At 73.0% G+C, this 19,285-nt stretch carries 12 protein-coding genes; 5 read left to right on the forward strand and 7 right to left on the reverse strand.

The genetic code is table 11. The features are described from left to right. Window positions 1–1,407: DUF4215 domain-containing protein (locus tag K7C98_RS11465; RefSeq protein ID WP_224191649.1), on the forward strand; the 1,407-nt coding region annotated here is incomplete at its 5' end. A gap of 36 nt (window positions 1,408–1,443) precedes the next feature. Beyond that, entirely contained in the window at window positions 1,444–3,792 is a 2,349-nt protein-coding gene (locus tag K7C98_RS11470; protein WP_224191650.1) for a DUF4215 domain-containing protein, read from the forward strand. Window positions 3,793–3,921: 129 nt separating this feature from the next. On the opposite strand, the gene K7C98_RS11475 is transcribed toward K7C98_RS11470, so the two are convergent. From K7C98_RS11475 to K7C98_RS11485, 3 genes are all read right to left on the reverse strand, one after another. Beyond that, complete coding sequence (locus K7C98_RS11475; RefSeq protein ID WP_431312830.1) at window positions 3,922–5,157, reverse strand: MFS family transporter; 1,236 nt, start codon at window positions 5,155–5,157, stop codon at window positions 3,922–3,924. A gap of 489 nt (window positions 5,158–5,646) precedes the next feature. Then, entirely contained in the window at window positions 5,647–7,596 is a 1,950-nt protein-coding gene (locus tag K7C98_RS11480) for a serine/threonine-protein kinase (protein ID WP_224191652.1), read from the reverse strand. 163 nt (window positions 7,597–7,759) lie between these two features. Then, the gene (locus K7C98_RS11485; protein ID WP_224191653.1) at window positions 7,760–9,613 is read right to left on the reverse strand and encodes a serine/threonine-protein kinase; all 1,854 of its coding nucleotides are present in this window, start codon (window positions 9,611–9,613) and stop codon (window positions 7,760–7,762) included. A 424-nt stretch (window positions 9,614–10,037) separates the two neighbouring features. Here K7C98_RS11485 and K7C98_RS11490 point away from each other — a divergent pair, with 424 nt between their 5' ends. Beyond that, window positions 10,038–11,015: an archaemetzincin gene (locus K7C98_RS11490; protein ID WP_224191654.1), complete on the forward strand. Its 978-nt coding sequence runs from the start codon at window positions 10,038–10,040 to the stop codon at window positions 11,013–11,015. 283 nt (window positions 11,016–11,298) lie between these two features. Continuing rightward, window positions 11,299–12,030 carry an alpha/beta hydrolase gene (locus K7C98_RS11495; RefSeq protein ID WP_346660275.1) on the forward strand — a complete coding sequence of 244 codons (732 nt, stop codon included), beginning with the start codon at window positions 11,299–11,301 and terminating at the stop codon, window positions 12,028–12,030. Window positions 12,031–12,092: 62 nt separating this feature from the next. Here K7C98_RS11495 and K7C98_RS11500 read toward each other — a convergent pair whose 3' ends face one another. The 3 genes from K7C98_RS11500 to K7C98_RS11510 form a co-directional block, all read right to left on the reverse strand. Next, window positions 12,093–12,884 carry an acyl-CoA thioesterase gene (locus tag K7C98_RS11500; protein WP_224191656.1) on the reverse strand — a complete coding sequence of 264 codons (792 nt, stop codon included), beginning with the start codon at window positions 12,882–12,884 and terminating at the stop codon, window positions 12,093–12,095. A 164-nt stretch (window positions 12,885–13,048) separates the two neighbouring features. After that, window positions 13,049–14,230 (reverse strand): lipid-transfer protein, encoded by a 1,182-nt coding sequence (locus K7C98_RS11505; RefSeq protein ID WP_224191657.1) that lies wholly within the window; start codon window positions 14,228–14,230, stop codon window positions 13,049–13,051. A gap of 35 nt (window positions 14,231–14,265) precedes the next feature. Next, entirely contained in the window at window positions 14,266–17,244 is a 2,979-nt protein-coding gene (locus K7C98_RS11510) for a peroxisomal multifunctional enzyme type 2 (RefSeq protein WP_224191658.1), read from the reverse strand. Between the two features lie 211 nt (window positions 17,245–17,455). Here K7C98_RS11510 and K7C98_RS11515 point away from each other — a divergent pair, with 211 nt between their 5' ends. Beyond that, on the forward strand, window positions 17,456–18,655 hold the full coding sequence (locus K7C98_RS11515; RefSeq protein WP_224191659.1) for a protein kinase domain-containing protein: 1,200 nt from the start codon (window positions 17,456–17,458) through the stop codon (window positions 18,653–18,655). A 21-nt stretch (window positions 18,656–18,676) separates the two neighbouring features. Here K7C98_RS11515 and K7C98_RS11520 read toward each other — a convergent pair whose 3' ends face one another. Beyond that, entirely contained in the window at window positions 18,677–19,165 is a 489-nt protein-coding gene (locus K7C98_RS11520; protein ID WP_224191660.1) for a hypothetical protein, read from the reverse strand. Window positions 19,166–19,285: the final 120 nt, after the last annotated feature.

The following is a 19,285-nucleotide window of genomic DNA, read 5'->3' on the forward strand; positions in this document are numbered from 1 at the left end:
GCCTGCGACGAGGGCCTCGCCAACAGCGACGGCGGCGACTGCACCCTCGCGTGCGCCCTCGCGACGTGCGGCGACGGCCTGGTCCACGATCAGGGCGGAGCCGGCGAGCAGTGCGACGAGGGCCCCGCCAACGGCCCCGGTCAAGCCTGCCTCGCCGATTGCACCCTCAACGTCTGCGGCGACTCGGACCTCGGCCCCGGCGAGGCCTGCGACGACGGCAACCTCGCCCCCGGCGACGGCTGCAGCCCGCTGTGCGCGCTCGAGGAGTGCGGCAACGGGATCGTCGATCCGGGCGAGCCGTGCGACGACGGCGCGGACGGCGATCAGAACGACGCCTGCACCGACGAATGCACCGTGCCGGCGTGCGGCGACGGCTTCGTCCAGGCCAGCCTCGGCGAGCAGTGCGACGCCGGCGCGGGCAACAGCGACGCCGGCGCGTGCACCCTGAGCTGCAAGCACGCGGTGTGCGGCGACGGCCACGTGTGGCTCGAGGAAGAGCAGTGCGACGCCGGCGCGGGCAACGGCAACGACAAGCCCTGCAAGCTCGATTGCACCGGCGCCGTCTGCGGCGACGGCGTCGTCGGCCCCGGCGAGGCCTGCGACGACGCCGACGACGACGACGACGACGAGTGCACCAGCGCGTGCAAGGTCATGACCTGCGGCGACGGCGAGGTGCAGGTCGGCGAGGAGTGCGACGACGGCCCCGCCAACGACAACGCCGGCGCCTGCACCCTCACGTGCCTGGTCGCCAGCTGCGGCGACGGCTTCGTCCAGGCCGGCGAGACCTGCGACGACGGCGACGACGACGACACCGACGCCTGCAGGAACAGCTGCCAGGTGGCCGCCTGCGGCGACGGTGTGCTGTGGGCCGGCCACGAGCAGTGCGACGACGGCAACACGGTCTCCGGCGACGGCTGCAACGCCAACTGCACCCGGCCCAAGCGCGTGTTCGTCACCGCCATCACCTACGACGGCAACCTCGGCGGGTTTGCCGGCGCGAAGACCAAGTGCCAGGCCCGGGCCGACGCGGCCGGGCTCGGCGGCACCTGGGACGCGTGGATCAGCACCTCGAGCAGCCCCCTGACGCGCTTCATCCAATCCCCCACCGGCTACGCGCGCCTCGACGACGTCATCGTCGCCGAGAGCTGGGCCGACCTGGTCGACGGCACCCTCGACGCTCCGATCGACGTCAACGAGTTCGGCGGCATCGCCGGCATCGAAGGCGTGTGGACCGGCACGTTGCAGGACGGAGCGTCCAGCTCCTCGAGGTGCAGCAATTGGACCTCGAGCAGCAGCGGAGTCAGCGGAGCCGAGGGTCGGACCAACGTCGTCGGCAGCGGCTGGACCTACAACGTCACGAACACCTTGTGCCACCAGCAGCGCCGCCTGTACTGCTTCGAACAATGACCCGCCCGCGCGATCTCGAATCACAGGAGAACTGACATGAAGAACACCACGATCTTCCAAACTACTAGCATTCGCGCGGGGCTGCTCACGGGCGCGCTGCTCCTCGTGAGCACCGGCTGCGACGCCGACGTCGACCTGAACCTCAACGTCGACCCCCCGAGCCTCCCCGGCGGCGGCGGCGGCCAGAGCGTGTGCGGCGACGGCCAGCTCGGCTACGGCGAGGAGTGCGACCACGGCGTGGCCAACGGCCCCGGCAAGGCGTGTCGCACCAATTGCCTGCTCAACGTCTGCGGCGACCTCGAGCTCGGCCCGACCGAGGAGTGCGACGACGGCCCCGCCAACGGCGACGACAAGGCCTGCACCTCGCAGTGCCTGCACGCCGTCTGCGGCGACGGCCTGCTCGGCCCCGGCGAGGCGTGCGACGACGGCAACGACGTCGACGGCGACGCCTGCACCAACACCTGCACCCTCGCCTCCTGCGGCGACGGCATCGTCCAGCCGCCCGAGACCTGCGACGACGCCAACGCCGTCGACGACGACGCGTGCAGCAACACCTGCGTCGCGGCCGCGTGCGGCGACGACGTCCTCCAGCCCGGCGCCGGCGAGGAGTGCGACGACGGCCCCGCCAACGGCCCGAGCGCGGCCTGTCGCGGCAATTGCCTGGTCAACGTGTGCGGCGACGGCGACCTCGGCCCCGGCGAGCAGTGCGACAACGGCCCCAACAACGGCGACCAGGCCGTCTGCACGTCCAGCTGCACGATCAACGTGTGCGGCGACGGCCTCGTCGGCCCGATGGAGGGTTGTGACGACGGCAACGCCGTCAACGACGACGCGTGCACCAACACGTGCATGGTCCCGACCTGCGGCGACGGCATCGTCCAGGCCACCGAGGCCTGCGACGACGGCAACGCGATCAACACGGACAACTGCACCAACGCCTGCACCGCCAAGGCCTGCGGCGACGGCTACGTCCAGGCCGGCGAGGCCTGCGACCAGGGCGCCGCGAACAGCAACAACGGCCAGTGCACGCTCGCCTGCAAATTCGCCGCTTGCGGCGACGGCCTGATCTACAACCAGGGCGGCACGGAGCAGTGTGACAACGGCCCGAACAACGGCGTGAACAAGGCCTGCCGCGCCAACTGCAGGATCAACGTCTGCGGCGACGCCGACCGCGGCCCGGGCGAGGGCTGCGACGACGGCAACCCCTACGCCGGCGACGGCTGCAGCCCGCTGTGCGCGATCGAGGCGTGCGGCAACGGGATCGTCGATCCGGGCGAGCAATGCGACGACGGCATGAATCACGACCAGGACGACGGCTGCACCGACCTGTGCCGCTTCCCCGCGTGCGGCGACGGCTTCACGCAGCCGAGCGTCGGCGAGGAGTGCGACAACAGCTCGGCCAACAGCAACAGCGGCGCGTGCACCCTGGGCTGCAAGCACGCCGCGTGCGGCGACGGCCACCTGTGGCTCGACGTCGAACAGTGCGACGGCGGCGAGGACAACGGCGAGGACAAGCCCTGCAAGCCCGACTGCACCGGCGCCATCTGCGGCGACGGCTACGTCGCGCCCGGCGAGCCCTGCGACGACGCCAACCTCGTCAACGAGGACGGGTGCACCAACGTCTGCAAGCTGCCGACCTGCGGCGACGGCTTCCTCCACGCCGGCGAGCAGTGCGACCTGGGCGCGGGCAACGACAACAACGGCGCGTGCACCCTCGCCTGCACCCTCCCCGCGTGCGGCGACGGCTTCGTCCAGGCCGGCGAGGGCTGTGACGACGGGGACCTCGTGCAGACCAATGACTGCCTGAACCACTGCCAGCTGCCCACCTGCGGCGACTACTACGTGTGGACCGGGCACGAGGAGTGCGACGACGGCAACGCCACCCAGGCCGACGGCTGCTTCGCCTGCGAGAGCGCCACGCGTGTGTTCGTCACCAGCACGCTCTACGACGGCAACCTCGGCGGCATCGAGGGCGCCGCCGCGAAGTGCCAGGAGCGGGCCGACGCGGCCGGCCTCGGCGGCGCCTGGGACGCGTGGCTCAGCACCGACACCAGCACCCCGATGACGCGCTTCGTCCCGCACCCCGCAGGATACCGCCGGCTCGACAACGTCATCGTCGCCAACACCCTCGCGGACATGACCGATGGGACCCTCGACTATCACATCTACGTGACGGAAACGGGCAGCGGCCTCGCCAACGACGCGGTGTGGACCGGGACCACCGCCGCCGGCCTGGCCGCCACCGTGAACTGCACCAACTGGACGTCGAACGCCGCCGGCGTCACCGGAATCGCCGGCCGCATCGCTACGACCAGCTACCAGTGGACCGACTATACAGCCAGCGCCTGCAACCTCACCCGCCGCCTCTACTGCGTCGAAATGTAGGCATCAGGCGCATTCGATGCACCTTCCGGGCGCGCTCGCGTGCTCGGAATCGCCGCGGCCGGGGTCGTCGGACCCTCGGCCGCGAGCCCGGCGGACCCGCCCTCGCCCCGCCGCGCCGGCGCGCGGTCCTCAGGGATCGTGGTGCAGATAGCTCGGCTGCCGCGGCAGCCGCAGGCTGACGAGGAACACCACCACCATCATCGCGCTCACGTAATAGAAGAACGCCTCCTCGTGGCCCAGCGACTTGAGCCCCAGCGCCACGTACTCGGCCGTGCCGCCGAACAGCGCGTTCGCCACCGCGTAGGCCAGGCCGACGCCGAGCGCCCGCACCTCCGGCGGGAACATCTCGGCCTTCACGATCCCGCTGATCGAGGTGTAGAGGCTCACGATCGCCAGCGCGATCATGATCAGGACGAAGATCGTGACCGGGTCGGTCGTGTTCTGCAGCGCCGTCAGGATCGGCACCGTGGCCACCGCGCCGAAGCAGCCGAACATCAGCATACAGTTGCGCCGGCCGATCCGGTCCGACAGCGCGCCGAAGGCCGGCTGCATGCACATGTAGACGAACAGCGCGGCGGTCATCACGTAGCTCGCCGTCCGGATCGGCAGGTGCACCGTGTTCACCAGGTACTTCTGCATGTACGTGGTGAACGTGTAGAAGCACAGCGAGCCGCCGGCGGTGTAACCCAGCACCGTGAAGAATGCGGCGCGGTGGTGGCGGAGCAGGCCGGTCACGCTGCCCGCGTCCTCGTCGGTCCTGGCGGCGTCGCTCTGGGTCTCGTGCAGCGTGCGGCGCAGCAGCAAGGCGACCACCGCCGCCACCGCGCCGAGCACGAACGGGATCCGCCAGCCCCAGGCCTTGAGCTCGGCCTCGGTCAACAGGTGCTCGAGCACCACGATCACCAGCACCGCGAGGAGCTGCCCGCCGATCAGCGTCACGTACTGAAACGACGAGAAGAAGCCGCGCCGCCCCTTGAGCGCCACCTCGCTCATGTAGGTGGCCGTGGTGCCGTATTCGCCGCCCACCGAGAGGCCCTGGAACAGCCGGCACATCAGCAGCAGGAGCGGCGCCCAGCCGCCGATCTGCGCGTAGGTCGGCAGGGTGGCGATGACCAGCGAGCCGGCGCACATCATCACGACGGAGATCAGCATCGACGTCTTGCGCCCCAGCCGGTCGGCGATCCGGCCGAACAGCCAGCCGCCGATCGGCCGCATCAAGAACCCGGCCGCGAACACACCGGCGGTGTTGAGCAATTGCGCGGTCGGATCCGACGAGGGGAAGAACGCCGGCGCGAAGTACAGCGCCGCGAAGGCGTAGACGTAGAAATCGAACCACTCGACCAGGTTGCCGGACGACGCCGCCATGATGGCGAAGATCCGGTGCCGCCTCTCCGCGGCGTCGTCGTGCGAGGGCGAGGAGACGGCCGGTTGGCCTCCGGAGGTCGACGTGGCTGCTTTCATGGTCGTCTGGCCGTGCACAGGTGCGAACAGGCTGCAGCCGCGCAGGGTGCCATATACCCCGGCGCGGGCGATAGTACACCCGTCATGCCCCCGCCGACGCCAGCAGCGCCGCGGCGAGGCGCCGGCGTCGCTCACGGGCCAGGCGACGCCCGGCACACCCTGCGAATCGTTCACGCCGCCGGCACCCCGGCGCGCTCCGCCCTCGCCTCGGCGACGCTCGCCTGCCCCCGGAATGGGCGGGCGAGGCGCCGCCCGTCACAAGCGAGATCCGGCCGGCCGCCCCGCGGCGCAGCCCCCACGCATTCACCGCTACACACCTTCAGTACATGCTCCAAAAGACATGTCCCTTCGGCAATACCCACACCGCCCGGGCGGCCGGGCCGCGCGCCGCCGTCACTCGCCGCCGAGCTCGTGCAGCGCCTGGGCCACGCGGCGCTCGTGCTCGACCGCGTCGTCGCGGACCTCGAGCCCGAGCTCGACCGCGCGGCGCAGCAGGTGCTCCGCCTCGAGCAGGCGGTGGAACGCCGCCGCGCGTTCGTCCTCGAGCGCGCGCAGGCGGTCGAGCCCGAGCAGCAGCTCCTCGCGGCGCTCGGGCGGCTCGCGGCGGGCCTCGCTGGTGGCGAGCGCGCGGACCAGGGCGCCCTCCTCGAGCGTCGCCAGACTCGCGTCGATCTCGCGCAGGCGCTCGACCTGGCGGGCGATCAGCTCGACCAGCGGCGCCAGCGAACCCGCGATCATGTCGAGCTCGGCGCGCGCTCCCGGGGCCGCGGCGCGGTGGTCGACCAGCCGCTGCACCGCCAGCGCCAGCTCGCCGACGATCTCGCGCACCTCGGGGGCCGTGTCGCGCGCGAGCAACCCGGCCAGGCGCGCCACCAGCGGGTCGGAGGCCGGCAGCGCCGCCGGGGCCGCTCGCAGGCGCAGGAGCGTCGGGCGGTCCTTCCTGTGCGCCGCCGCGGCGGCGATGAACACCAGAAACGCGACGGCGATCCCGAGCGCGCCGAGGAGGATCGGCACGAACGACGGCGCCCCGAGCAGCGCCGCGCCGCCCGCCACGACCGCGGTGGTGCCGAGCGTCCACCCGAACGTCTTCGCGGCCAGGCGTCGGGTCGCCCGCGGCGAGCGCTCGACCACCGCGACCTGCAGCTTGGCCGCCGCCAGCCGCGCGCGCAGGCGCTCGGCTGTCTCGGGGGACAGGTCCGAGAACAACCGCAGCGGCAGCGCGTGGCGCCGCTCGAGCTCGGCCTTCGAGTACATGCGCGCGTCGCCGATCACGAGGTTGAGCACCGGCACCTCGCCCTCGGCCAGCGTCTGCAGCTCGCCGGTCAGGCGGGCGAAGAACTCGGCGTCCTCCTTGGCGCCGCGCAGGTCGACGGCGCAGGTGCCCCCGGGCGCGTGCTCGAACTGCACGCCGACGCGGCCGCACGCCAGGCACAGCCGCTGGCCGAGGCGCAGGCGCGCCCCGCAGTGCTGGCAGATCGTGCGCGCCTGCGAGGCGCCGGCCGAGCCCTCGCCCGCCAGCGCGGCCGCCAGCTCGCGCGCCGAGGCCGGACGCGCGGCTGGCTCGAGGGCCAGGCAGCGCATCACCAGCGCGTCGAGCTCGGGCGGGACCTCGGCCCGCAGCGCCCGCGGCGGCGCCGGCGAGGCCTCGCCGAGGAACGCCGGGCCCTCGCCGCGCGGCAAGAGCCCGGTCAGCGCGCGGTAGAGGATCACGCCGACGGCGTACAGGTCGGCGCGCGGGTCGAGGGCCGTGCGCGCCAGCTGCTCCGGCGCCGCGTACGGCGAGCCCTCGAGCAGCAGGCTCGAGGCCGTGCGCGTCGACAGGATGTCGACCCGCGCCAGCCCGACGTCGGTCAGCCACAACCCGTCGTCCGCGCGCACCACCAGCCGCGGGTGCAGGTCGCGGATCACCACCCCGCGCGCGTGCAGCCCGGTCAGCAGCTCGCACAGCGCGATCGCCAGGGCCACCGCCTCGTCGACCGGCACCGCCGCGCGCCGGCGCAGCCACTGCTCGAGCGTCTCGCCGCGCGGATCGAGGCGCAGCCGCCACGGCGGCTCCGCGCCCGGCGCTCGCGGGTCGGCGGGGCCGGACGCCAGCACCGACGCGACCCGCGGCGCGTCGAGTTCGCGCAGGCGCGCCACGTCCCGCACGTAGCGGCGCCGCATCGCCGCGTCGCGCGCCAGCTCCGGCGCCAGCCAGGCCAGCACCCCCTCGCGCCCGTCGGCGAAGCGCACCCGACAGCGCAGCTCCGAGCCGACCCGCTCGGGCTCGCCGAGCACCCCCGCCGCGAGCTCGGCCGGCAGCGTCGGGATCTCGATCGCGCTCACACCTGCTCCTTCGTGCATGTTCTCGAAGACATGCTTCTCAAAGCATGCCCTCCATGACATGTCCAAATAGTCAGCCCCGAATCACCCGCGCGAACGCCCGCTCCTGAGCCCTCGCCGCGGCCGCCCCCCGCCACACAGGGCATGTCCCTCTCGACATGTCGCTCCGAACCTGTCCCCACGATCATGTCCCACGCCCCCCGCGCTGGACCTCCTCGAGCGCGTCGACGCGGGCCCGCAGGTCGGCGAGCGCCGCGGCCTCGCCCTCGCCGGCGCCGGCCCGGGCCCGGGCGACGCGCGCCGCCAGGCCGTCGAGCGAGGCGGTCAGCGACAGCAGCCGCGCGGCCCAGGTGTCGCGCTCGTGCAGGGTGGCCCGCACGGCCTCGTCGCCGCCGTGGATCCCGCGGGCCGCGAGCTCGCGGTCGAGCGCGTCGAGGCGGGCCGCCGCGGCCGTGGCGGCCGTGACCGCCTGGGCCAGCTCGGCCGCCGGCGCGTCGGGATCGGGCCCGGCCGCCGGCTCGAGCGCGGGCGCCAGCGCCAGCGCCCGGCCGACCACCGCGCGCAGGCTGTGGCGGTGACGCGCCTCGTCGATCGTCGGCCCGACCCGCTCGACCTCGGCCAGCGCCTGCTGCAACGGCGCCGGCAGGGCCGCCGGCTGCTCGCCGCGGCGCGTCATCTGCCGCACGGACGACCACATCGCCGCCGCCGTCACGCCGACCAGCAACAGCGGCGCGAGCACGAAGATCGCCTTGCTGCTCATCACCCCGGCCGACGACGCCAGCGCGACCGCGAGGCTGCGCCCGACCAGCGCGCGCGCCTTCTTGCGCATCTTCGCCGACTTCAGCGGCCCGCCGCGCACCACCTCGACCTCGACGCCGAGCTGCCGCAGCGCCTCGCCGACAGTCCGCGCCGTCGCCTCCGAGACCCCGCGCAGCAGCGTGAACGGCACCCGCGGCAGCTTCTTGTCGAGCAGACCCGGGGTGACCAAAAGACCAGGATTGCCGGCGACCCACCGCCGCAGCGCCTCGCGCAGGGTCACGTCGAGCTGGTCGCCCGGCTCGCCCGGCCCCGCGACCAGCACCGTGAACGGCCCCGGCTCGGCCCGCGCCGCCGGCAGCCCGCAGTGCAGGCACACCGCCAGCGCCGCCGGCCGCGGCTGCCCGCAGCCGGCGCACGGCGGATCACCGCCGGCGCGCTCGTCCGTGAACACCGCCAGCGCCGCCGTGCTCCCGCTCGCCAGCTGCTCGAGCAGCGCCGCCACCTGGGCCGCCGCCTGCGGCCGGTCGCCGGGCGCCTTGGCCAGCAGGCTCTGGACCAGCGATCGCAGCGGCGGCGAGAAGCTGTCCGGAAGGACAGGCACCGGCGCGCGCCGGTGCGCCTCGATCACCCCGAACGCGGTCGCCCCGGCGAACGGCGGCCCGCCGGTGGCCATCTCGAACAGGATGCAGCCGAGCGCGTAGAGGTCGCTGCGCACGTCGACCGCCAGCGGGTCGAGGCACTCGGGCGCCATGTAGTCCGGCGTGCCGAGCACGGTGAGCGCGCTGCGATCGACCCCCGCCAGCGAGGTCGCGCGGGCCATCCCGAAGTCGCCGATCTTCGGCGTGTGCCCGCCGGCGACCAGGATGTTGGCCGGCTTGAGGTCGCGGTGGACCACCCCGGCCGCGTGCGCGCGCGCCAGCCCGCGGGCGATCCCCGCGCCGAGCCCAGCCAGCCGCGCCTCCCCGAGCGGGGCCTCGCGCGCGATCAGCTCGGCCAGCGTCGGCCCCTCGACCAGCTCGAGCAGCAGCACCCGCTCGCCCTCGACCTCGACCACGCCGAACACCTCGACGATGTGCGGGTCGTGTACGCCACGCAGCAGCTCGGCCTCCTGGGCGAAGCGCGACTGCGCCGCCGCGTCCTGCCGGTGCGAGGTGTGGAGGATCTTGCCGGCGAACTGGCGCCCGTCGCCCGCGTGCACGCGCACCACCGTGGCCACCGCGCCGCTCCCGAGCGGCTCGCCGAGGCGAAGTTCGGCGAGGTTCGGGGGCGCCTCTCGCATGCGAGCGCCGCAGCTATACCACGGCGCGCCACCGGCCCGCCACGCCCCTGCAGGCGATCGTGCGGCGCTCTCCGCCGCAGCCCCCCAGGCCGCGCTCGCTCGCGGGCTCGACCGCGACCGCCCACCCCGCGGCTCGCGGCCGCCGCACATGTCCGATCCGACAGGTGCCAGTACGCCATCATCCCCCGACCGACCGACCGCGACATATGTCCCACACGACATGTCCCATCCGACATGCCTGCTGTGCCTCGCACGGACCCCTGTGCTCCGCCCGCGCCGTCGCCTATGACATGTCTCTTCGGACATCATCATCGAGCCACCAGGCGCCCATGCCCCGGCGCGACCTCGCAGGCGCGCCCGCGCGCGCGACGAGTTTCGCCGCTCCGGGGAACACCGCCGCCACGCTCGCGCGTAGCAGCCTGGCATGCCTGCCACGCGCCGCTCGCTCTTGCGGGCCCTGCTCGCCGCGCCCGTCGTCCTCGCCCCGGCGCCCGCGTGGGCCCGCAAGTTCACCCCGCCCGACCGCGCCCGCCGGCTCGCGGCCCTCGGCGCGCTCGACCAGCTCCCGCCGGCCCTGCAAGCCGCGTTCAGCCCCGGGCCCGACGACAGCCCGATCCCCGCCCCCGGACCCCAGGACTGGCTGGGCCAGCACGCCGAGACCGGCCAGACCTTCGCCGAGTTCGTGGTCCAGCGTCACGCTCGCCCGGGCCAGACCCGGCGCAAGCTGACCATGTTGCCCATCGGCGCGATCGAGGGCGGCGAGTGGCCTGCGCTCGCGGTCGTCGCCGACTTCGCCGCCCGCTTCTTCCAGCTGCCGGTCGAGCTGGCCACGCCGACCACGATGGCGGACCTCGCGGCTCGCGGCCGCGACCGCGGCGACTTTTATCAATACGACACCCGCACGATCCTCGCCGGCATGAAGCGCCGCGTCCCCGCCGACGCCTACACCCTGATCGGCGTCACCATCGCCGACCTCTACCCCGGCCCCTCGTGGAACTTCGTGTTCGGCTACGCCAGCTTCGACGAGCGCGTCGGCGTCTACAGCTTCGCCCGCTTCGACCCCGCCTTCGACGGCCAGCGGCGCGGCGCCGACGTGAAGCGCACGATCCTGCGCCGCTCGCTCGGGCTCCTGGCCCACGAGCTCGGCCACACGTTCGGCATCAAGCACTGCATCTACTTTCACTGCCTGATGAACGGCTGCAACCACCTCGACGAGAGCGACGCGGCCCCGCTCCACCTCTGTCCGGTGTGCCGGCGCAAGCTGCAGTACTCGATCAACTACGACCCCGCGACCCGGGAGCGCCAGCTCGCCGAGTTCTTCCGCGCCAGGGGCCTCGCCGCCGACGCCGCCCGCTGCGAGCGTCACCTCGCCGCGATCGAGGCCGCCACGCCGGCGCCATGAATGCGTCGATCCCCGCCGCTGCGGGCCTCACACCTTCGCCCCGGACGACCGGCGCCGCCGGTATCGAGCGGTGGTCACCTGCGACGCGCCGTGAGCCTCGACGTTCGCGTGTCCTCAAGGCCATGTTCCGCGCGACATGTCCCGTACGACATCTTCCCGCATCGCCGACGCGGAGGCTCGCAGTATAGCGCGCGCGTCAAGGGCGCGGCCGGACGCGCGGCGCCGCGTCGGCGAACGCACGAACGGGCCCGCGGCGCGGGCGGGGTGCTATCCTCGCGCGTCCGTGCACGACCGCGTCCACATCTTCGGCGTGTATCAGATCCCCTGGCTCAAGGGACAGCGGCTCGTGCGTGTCTACGTCCCGCCCGACACCGGCGCCCCGCCGCCGGTGCTCTACATGTTCGACGGCCAGAACATCTTTGATGACGAGGCCTCGCACAGCGGCGGCTGGTACCTGCACCACGCCGCGCGCGACCTGTGCGCGCGCGGCGGGGTCGCGCCGCTGATCGTCGGCATCGACCACGGCGGGCCGTACCGCATGCGCGAGCTGTCGCCGTTCCGCCTGCGCCAGCGCGGCCAGGCGCCCCACCTGGTCCGCTGGATGGTCGACGAGCTGCAGCCGCAGATCCGCAGCGCCTTCAGCGTGCGCCACGACCTGGCCGGAACGGCCGTCGGCGGCTCCTCGCTCGGCGGCCTGGCCGCGCTCTACGCCCACTGGACCCGACCCGAGGTGTTCGGCGCGGCGCTGTGCATGTCGCCCTCGTTCTGGATCGCCCGCGAGAAGATGCTGCGCTTCGTGTCCGACCGGCCGAACCCGCCCGTCTCGCGGCTGTACCTCGACGCCGGCGGCAACGAGCCGCGCGTGCGCCCGTCCGCCGAGCGCATGGTCAAGCTGCTGCGCCGCCGCGGCTACGGCCCGAACGACATGATGTGGGTGTTCGAGCCCGGGGCCACCCACCACGAGAGCGCCTGGCGCCGCCGCGCCCCGGCTGCCCTCGAGTTCCTGTTCTCATGAACATGTCCGAACGAGCATGCTCCGACAAGCATGTCTCCAAAGACATGCCCAGAACTCCCTCCTCAGCGAATGACCGCGAAGGTCTGCTGGTTGAGCGCCAGCAGCTCGCCGGCGGGCGACCAGATCTCGCGGAGCTCGACCGAGTAGCCGTCGCGCATCGCCACCGCGCGGGCGCGGTGATAGACCGGCTGCTCCGGGTCGAGCCGCGACGCGTCGATCAGTGGCTGGAACGTGTACGCCAGCGTGGCCGTCGGCCGTGGCGCGGTCAGGCGCGAGAACGCGGCCGGCCACCAGCCGTCGCACAGCATCGCCAGGTAGGCCGCGTCGCGGACGGCGGGCGGGCGCTTGAAGCGGAACCAGCCCTCGGCGCGGGCCTCGTCGCCGCCGACGAACAGGGGCGCGTGGACCGGGCGGAACTCGCAGTGGCGGGCGAACACCGGCGCCTCGTCGGGCGTGCCCAGCGGCAGCCCGCCCGGCGGGGCCAGGCTCGGCGGCTGCAGCTCGGTCCACTGCAGCCCGGGGTCGCGGGTGCGCGCGTGCACGGCCACCGCGTGGGCCTGGACCTCGTCGGCCTGGACCAGGCGGACCGCCAGCGTCGTCACCCCGGTGCCCGTGCGCAGGACGTCGACGAAGATGTCCGCCGGGCCAGGTTGCGTCGGCCCGCACAGCTCGGCCCCGAGCGACCGCAGCGGCCGCGATGGGTCGGCCGCGACCGTCGCCGCCGCGCGGATCATCAGGCCGATGACCAGCCCGCCGAACGCCCCGCGGCCCTGCTGCCAGCCGTCGGGCACCTCGGCGCGCAGGTGACGGGGCCCGATGGCGGTGAGCGCGAGGTGAGCGTCGAGGTCGGACATCGCCGGCGACCTTAGCAAACGCGGCTCCGCGCCGCCCGCTCGCCGGGCGTGAGTCGCCGCGCCGGGGCCCCTCCGGCCCGCAGAAATCACATGGCACCCAGGTCAGGCCCTTTCGGACCTGTCCTGCGCGCCATGTCTTTCGAGCTATGTCCCGAGCGCCAGGCCTAGTCGCGGCGGTACATCGTCACCACGCAGGCGCCGCCGAGCCCGAGGTTGTGCTGCAGGGCGACCTTGGCGCCCTCGACCTGGCGCTTGTCGGCCTGGCCGCGCAGCTGCCACACCAGCTCGGTGCACTGGGCCAGGCCGGTCGCGCCGAGCGGGTGGCCCTTGGACAGCAGGCCGCCGGACGGGTTGGTCACGAACTTGCCGCCGTAGGTGTTGTCGCCGTCCCACACGAACTTCTCGGCGCCGCCCTCCGGGCACAGGTCGAGCGCCTCGTAGGTCAGCAGCTCGTTGGCGGTGAAGCAGTCGTGCAGCTCGACGACCTGGACGTCCTGCGGGCCCAGGCCGGCCTTCTCGTAGACCGCCTCGGCGGTCTTCTTGGCCATGTCGTAGCCGACCATCTTGATCATGCTGTTCTCTTCGAAGGTGCTGGGGAAGTCGGTGCGCATCGCCTGGGCGGCGATGTAGACCGAGTTCGCGAGGCCCTTCTTCTTGGCGAACGCGTCCGAGCAGAGCACCGCCGCCGCCGCGCCGCAGGTCGGCGGGCAGCACTGGTAGCGCGTCAGCGGGTCGAACACCTCGGGCGACGCCAGGATCTCCTCGACGCTGAGCAGCTCGCCGAACAGCGCGTAGGGGTTGCGGTTGGCGTGCTTGCGCGCCTTCTCCGACACCTTGGCGAACGTCTCGCGGCGCGTCCCGTACTTCCAGCGGTACTCGCGGCCGGCGCCGCCGAACATCTGCGCCGCCGGCGGGGCCTGGTTGAAGCCCTGCACGCGGTCCATCGTCCCGGCGAAGTTGTCGAGCGGCCCCGGCCGGTCGTTGAACTTGCTGCCGAGCGCGCCCTTCTCCATCTGCTCGAAGCCGACGACGAGCACGCACTCGGCCTCGCCGGCGAGGATCGCCTGGCGGCCGAGCCACAGCGCGGTCGACCCGGTCGAGCAGTTGTTGTTGACGTTGACGACCGGGATCCCGGTGAGGCCGAGCTCGTAGACCGCCCGCTGGCCGCAGGTGCTGTCGCCGTAGACGTAGCCGGCGAACGCCTGCTCGACGTCCTTGTACTCGACGCCCGCGTCCTGCAGCGCCGTGCGGGCCGCGTTGGCCGCCATCACGTGGTAATCGTCGCTCGCGCCGGGCTTGGCGAACTTCACCATGCCGACGCCGATCACGTTGACTTTGTTGCTCATGGCTGTGATTCCTTCGCTGGTTTCCGTTCGTCCGTTCAGGCGTTGTTCTCGAGCGCCGCGAGCAGGTGCGCCGCCGCGACGTCGCCGTCGACGCGCAGCTTGCCGCGCTGGTAGAGGGTGACGAGCTTGGCCTTGCCCTGCGCGAGCGCGGCCAGGTCCTCGTCGGCCACCGTGACGGTGGTCGTCGCCGGGCCGGCGGCCTTGTCGACCAGCTTGCCGCCCTGCGGCCCGACCTGCAGGAAGAACACCGCGTCGGGGCTCTTCACGCGCAGCTCGATCGTGACCTCCTGGGCCGACTTCGTCGCCGCCAGCCTGGCGGCGGCCTGGTCGAGCACCGCCGCCGCCTGGGCCGTCTTGCTGGTCGGGGCCGCGGCCGCCGGCGCCGCCGCCTTCGGCGCGCTGCCGGGCTTCACCTTGCTCATGTCGATCTTCTTGAGGAAGCCGAGCTTCATCGACGCCATCAGGTCGCCGCTGATCTTCAGCTTGCCCTCGCCGAACAGCTTCTGCGGGTCGGCCTTGCCGGTGGTCATGAGCATGAAGTCGGCGTCCGACAGCTCGAGCGTGCAGTTGGCTCCCTCGACCTCGCCGGCGTAGACCTTGCCCGGGTTCGACTTGAGGTCGAACACGTAGTTCGAGTCGGGGTTCTTCAGGCGGAACTGGAACACCGTGGCGACCTTGCCGGGCAGCTCGGCGTTGCCGGCCACGAACTCGCCGATCGCCGCCATGTAGTCGGCGCTGGTCGGCGTCGCCGGGGCCTCGGGCGCGGCCGCAGCCGCTCCGCCGCCGCCCGCACCGGCGCGCGCGCGCGCGGCCGCCATCACCAGCGCCGGGTCGAGCTTGGTCAGGAAGTTGAGCTTGGTCGACGCCATCAAGTTGCCGCCGATCTTCAGCTTGCCGCCCATGTACAGCTTCTGCGGGTCGGCCTTGCCGGAGCACATCTCCATGAAGTCGGCGTCGCTCAGCTCGAGCGTGCACTCGGGCGTGGCGGCCTCGCCGGCGGCCAGCTTGCCGTTCTTGAGGTCGAGCGTCCACGTGCTGTCGGGGTTCTTCAGCTTGAACTGGAAGATGACGCCCGCCTTCTTGGCCTGGTCGGGGTTCTTGGCCAGGAACTGGTCGATCGCCGTGAAGATGTCGGCGCTGATCGGCGCGACCTCGGCCGCCGCGCCTGCGCTCGCCGCCGCCGGCTTGGCCTTCGGCTTCGGCTGCGGGATCTCGGAATAAAACTCGACCGCCGCCTGCGACAGCACCACCTTGTCGCGCTCCTTCAGCTTGCAGCGGAGGATCACGCGGTTGTCGGACTCCTTCCACATCTCGGTGATCAGCGTCTCGCCGGGGAACACGCTCTCGCTGAAGCGGACCTTGATGCTCTTGAACTTGCGCGGGTCGCCGCCGGCGAAGTGCTTGATCACGTGGCGGCCGGCCACGCCGAGGGTGCACAGGCCGTGCAGGATCGGCTTGGGGAAGCCGAACGCGCCGGCGAACGCCGGGTCGACGTGCAGCGGGTTCCAGTCGCCGGACAGGCGGTACAGGAGGGCCTGGTTGGCGTTGATCTTCTCCTCGACGACCTTGTCGGGCGCGCGGTCGGGCGGCGTATTGCTGTCACCCGAGGGCCCGCGGTCGCCGCCCCAGCCGCCCGCGCCGCGGATGACCGCGCCGAGCTCGTTGTAGGCCACGACCTCGCCGGACTCGTCGGAGCTCTCGGTGGCGAACACGATGAACGCGTTCTTGCCCTTGTCGAAGATGTCCTTGATCCATGTCCGATGGGTCAGCTTGGCGCTCGGCGGCAGCGGGCGCTTGACCTCGGTGTACTGCTCGCCGTGGAGCAGGCGGTCGAGCCCGAAGTTGAAGCCGGGCGCGGTGTGGCCGTCGCGGAACGCCCGCATGATGCCGGTCTGCGCCGGGATCACCGCGAACGTCGGCAGCGGCCAGAAGCCCTTGCCGTGCATCTCGTAGACGTAGCGCAGCTCGGTGTCGTCGAGCGGGTCGGCGGCCGCGCCGATGCCGAGCGCGTACATCGACAGGTCGCGCTCGTCGTAGGTCGTGGTGATCTTCGGCATCTCGTAGCCGAGCGCCTGGTCGACGTCGACGAACTCGTTGCCGCCCTTGCTCGGGCCGGCGTTGACGTTGTCCATCACCGGCTGCAGCGCGGCGGCGACGTCGGCCGGGTGCGAGGCCTTGGCGAAGTCGACGATGGTGCTCCACTTCGACTTGACCAGCTCGGGCGTGATCTCGCGGCCGACGCGGACGGTGTGGCCCTGCGTGCGCTCCCACCGGAGCTTGCTGAAGAACCCGCCGCCGACCTCGAACAGGCCGCCCGAGTCCTCGCACGACTCGTGGGCCAGCCACGCGACCAGCGGGCTGACGTACTCCGGCCGCAGCGCGTCGATGAGCTCCTTCGGCAGGATCGTCTCGGTCATGCGCGAGCCGGCGATCGGCGCGATCGTGTTGGCGCGGACGTTGTACTTGCGGCCCTCGAGCGCGAGCGTGTTGGAGAAGCCGACCAGCGCCAGCTTGGCCGCGCTGTAGTTGGCCTGGCCGAAGTTGCCGTAGATGCCGGCGGCGCTGGCCGTGAAGATGATGCGGCCGTAGCCCTGGTCGCGCATCTTCGGCCAGGCCGCGTGCGTCACCTTGAAGGCGCCGTTGAGGTGGACGCGCTGGATGATGTCCCAGTCGCCGTCCGTCATCTTGTGGAACGAGACGTCGCGGAGGATGCCCGCGTTGTTGACGACGATGTCGACGCGGCCGAACGCGTCGATCGCGGTCTGCACGATCTTCGCGCCGTCCTCGACGCTGTCGTAGTTGGCGACCGCCTCGCCGCCCGCGGCGCGGATCTCCTCGACCACCTTGTCGGCGGCGGCGGAGCTCTTGCCGTCGCCGCGCGTGCTGCCGCCGAGGTCGTTGACGACGACCTTGGCGCCCCGCGAGGCGAACAGGAGGGCGTGGGCGCGACCGAGCCCGTTGCCGGCCCCGGTGATGATGGCGACTCTTCCGTCGTAGCGAAGCTCGTTGGACATGATGGCACACGCGGCATATCGAGCCGCGCGAGCGGCGTCAACCGCCGGCCGGGCGCGGCCGCGAGGCGTGACGTCCCTCCGACCGTCGTCACGCCCGCGTGCGGGCGACGACGACGTGGATCCGCGCACGCTCGCTGAACCCGCGTCCTGCTGCGCGGGCGCCAGGCCCCTGTCGCCGTCCCGCGCCGCGGCTGTGATACCCTCGGCGCCGATGCGGATCGACGAGCTGCGTCGGCTGCGGGACCTGCTCGCACGCGGCGGCGGGCCCGAAGTCGTGTTCATGGCGCTGCGCGACCGTTCCCTGCGAGGAGCAGCCCGCGCGCGGGCCCTCGGCGACGAGCTGCGCCGCTGGCTCACCGTCGCCTCGCCCGAGCGCTTCGGCGGCAACCCCGGCGCCCAGGACCTCGCCAAACAGCTGCAGCGCCAGCTCCACGAGCTCCACGCCGCCGCGCTGCAGCAGCTCGGCGCCCCGGCCCCGGAAGGCGCTGCGGATCTGCAGGCCGAACCTGCGAATCTGCAGGGTGTCCGATCCACCGACGTGGCGCCGTCGACGGCCCCGCACGCCGCGTCTGCGGACCCGGGGCCCTACCGATCGGCGGCCCCGCCGCCCGTCTTCCACGCCCAGATCGGCGGCACGCTGCGCAGCTTCCCGCAGCACCTCGGCGACGGCGACCTCGCCGCCGTCTGGCGCGCGGCCGGCGAGGACGGCGAGGCGTGCGTCGCCAAGGTCGCGCACGCGGCCGCCGACAACGACCTGCTGTTCAACGAGGCCGACACGCTGCAGCGGCTGCACGCCGGCGACGCCCGCCAGCGCGCCCTCCTGCCGCGCCTGCACGACCGCTTCTTCACCGCCGACGGCCGCGCCGGCAACCTGCTCGGCCTCGTCGAGGGCCTCGACGGCCTGGCCCTGCGCGCCCGCCTGCCGGGCGGCGTGCCGCCGGAGCACGTCCTCTGGATCGCCCGCCGGCTCCTCAGCGCGCTGGGCCACGCGCACCAGTGCGGCGTGCTGCACGGCAACATCGAGCCCGCGCACGTCATCGTGCGCCCGCGCGATCACCGGGTCGTATTGATCGACTGGTGCTACGCGATCTTCGAGCCAGGTCGCACGGGACAGGGCTTTCGCGCCGTGCACGACGAGTACAGCGCCCCCGAGGTGGCCCAGCGCGGCCCGCCGACGCCCGCGGCCGACCTGCTGTCGGTCGGCCGCACGCTGGCCTTCCTGCTCGGCGGCGACCCGCTGAGCCTCGAGCTGCCGGCGCACGTGCCCGACCCGATCCAGCGGTTCGTCCGCTACCTGGCGCGCCCGAGCCGGCTGCAGCGGGCGCAGGACGCCTGGGACATGTACGCCGAGCTCGAGCGGATCCGCGAGGCCGTCTACGGCCCGCACGTGTTCCGCGAGTTCGTCGTCTGACCTGTCCTTCGGGTCCTATGATCAATCCTCGTCCCAGGCGATGAGGCCGAGGACGTCGCGCTCGCGCGGGGCCGCGCCCGCCTTGCCCTTGACCCGCGCCGGCGGCTTCGGCGGATCCGGCTCGGGCCGCGGCGCCGCGCCCTGCCGCGGCAGGGCCTCGGGGATGACCGGCGGCGGCATGGCCTCGAGGACAGCCTCGACCTCGCTCGCCGGCGCCAGCCGCTGCGCCTCGGGCGTGTGCGGGGCGCAGGCCGCGAGCACCAGCGCGGCCGCGGCCGGCAGCACCCGCGGCGGCTCGCGCCGGAACAGCGCGTGACCCTCGGCGCTCACGCGCGCCCGCACGCACGTCGGCTGGCCCTTGCGCGCCGCCAGCAGCCGCCGCGCCCGTCCCTCGGTCAGCGCCGACAGGTCGAGCACCTCGTGCCTGCAGCGCTCGCAGTGCCGACCCGCCGCGCCCGGCCGCATGGCCTCCCAGTCCTCGCCGCACGGCTGCACGATCGGCAGGCGCATCGTCTCCCCATACGCCTGGTGCCCGCCCCCGATCTACGGACCACGCGCGCAGCATCGCCCCCCGCCGTGCGGCCGGGGGTCGCAGCCGCGGCAGCGCGTGTCCGGCCCGCTAGCATCGCC

Source organism: Nannocystis pusilla (assembly GCF_020073745.1).
Lineage (GTDB): Bacteria > Myxococcota_A > Polyangia > Nannocystales > Nannocystaceae > Nannocystis > Nannocystis radixulma.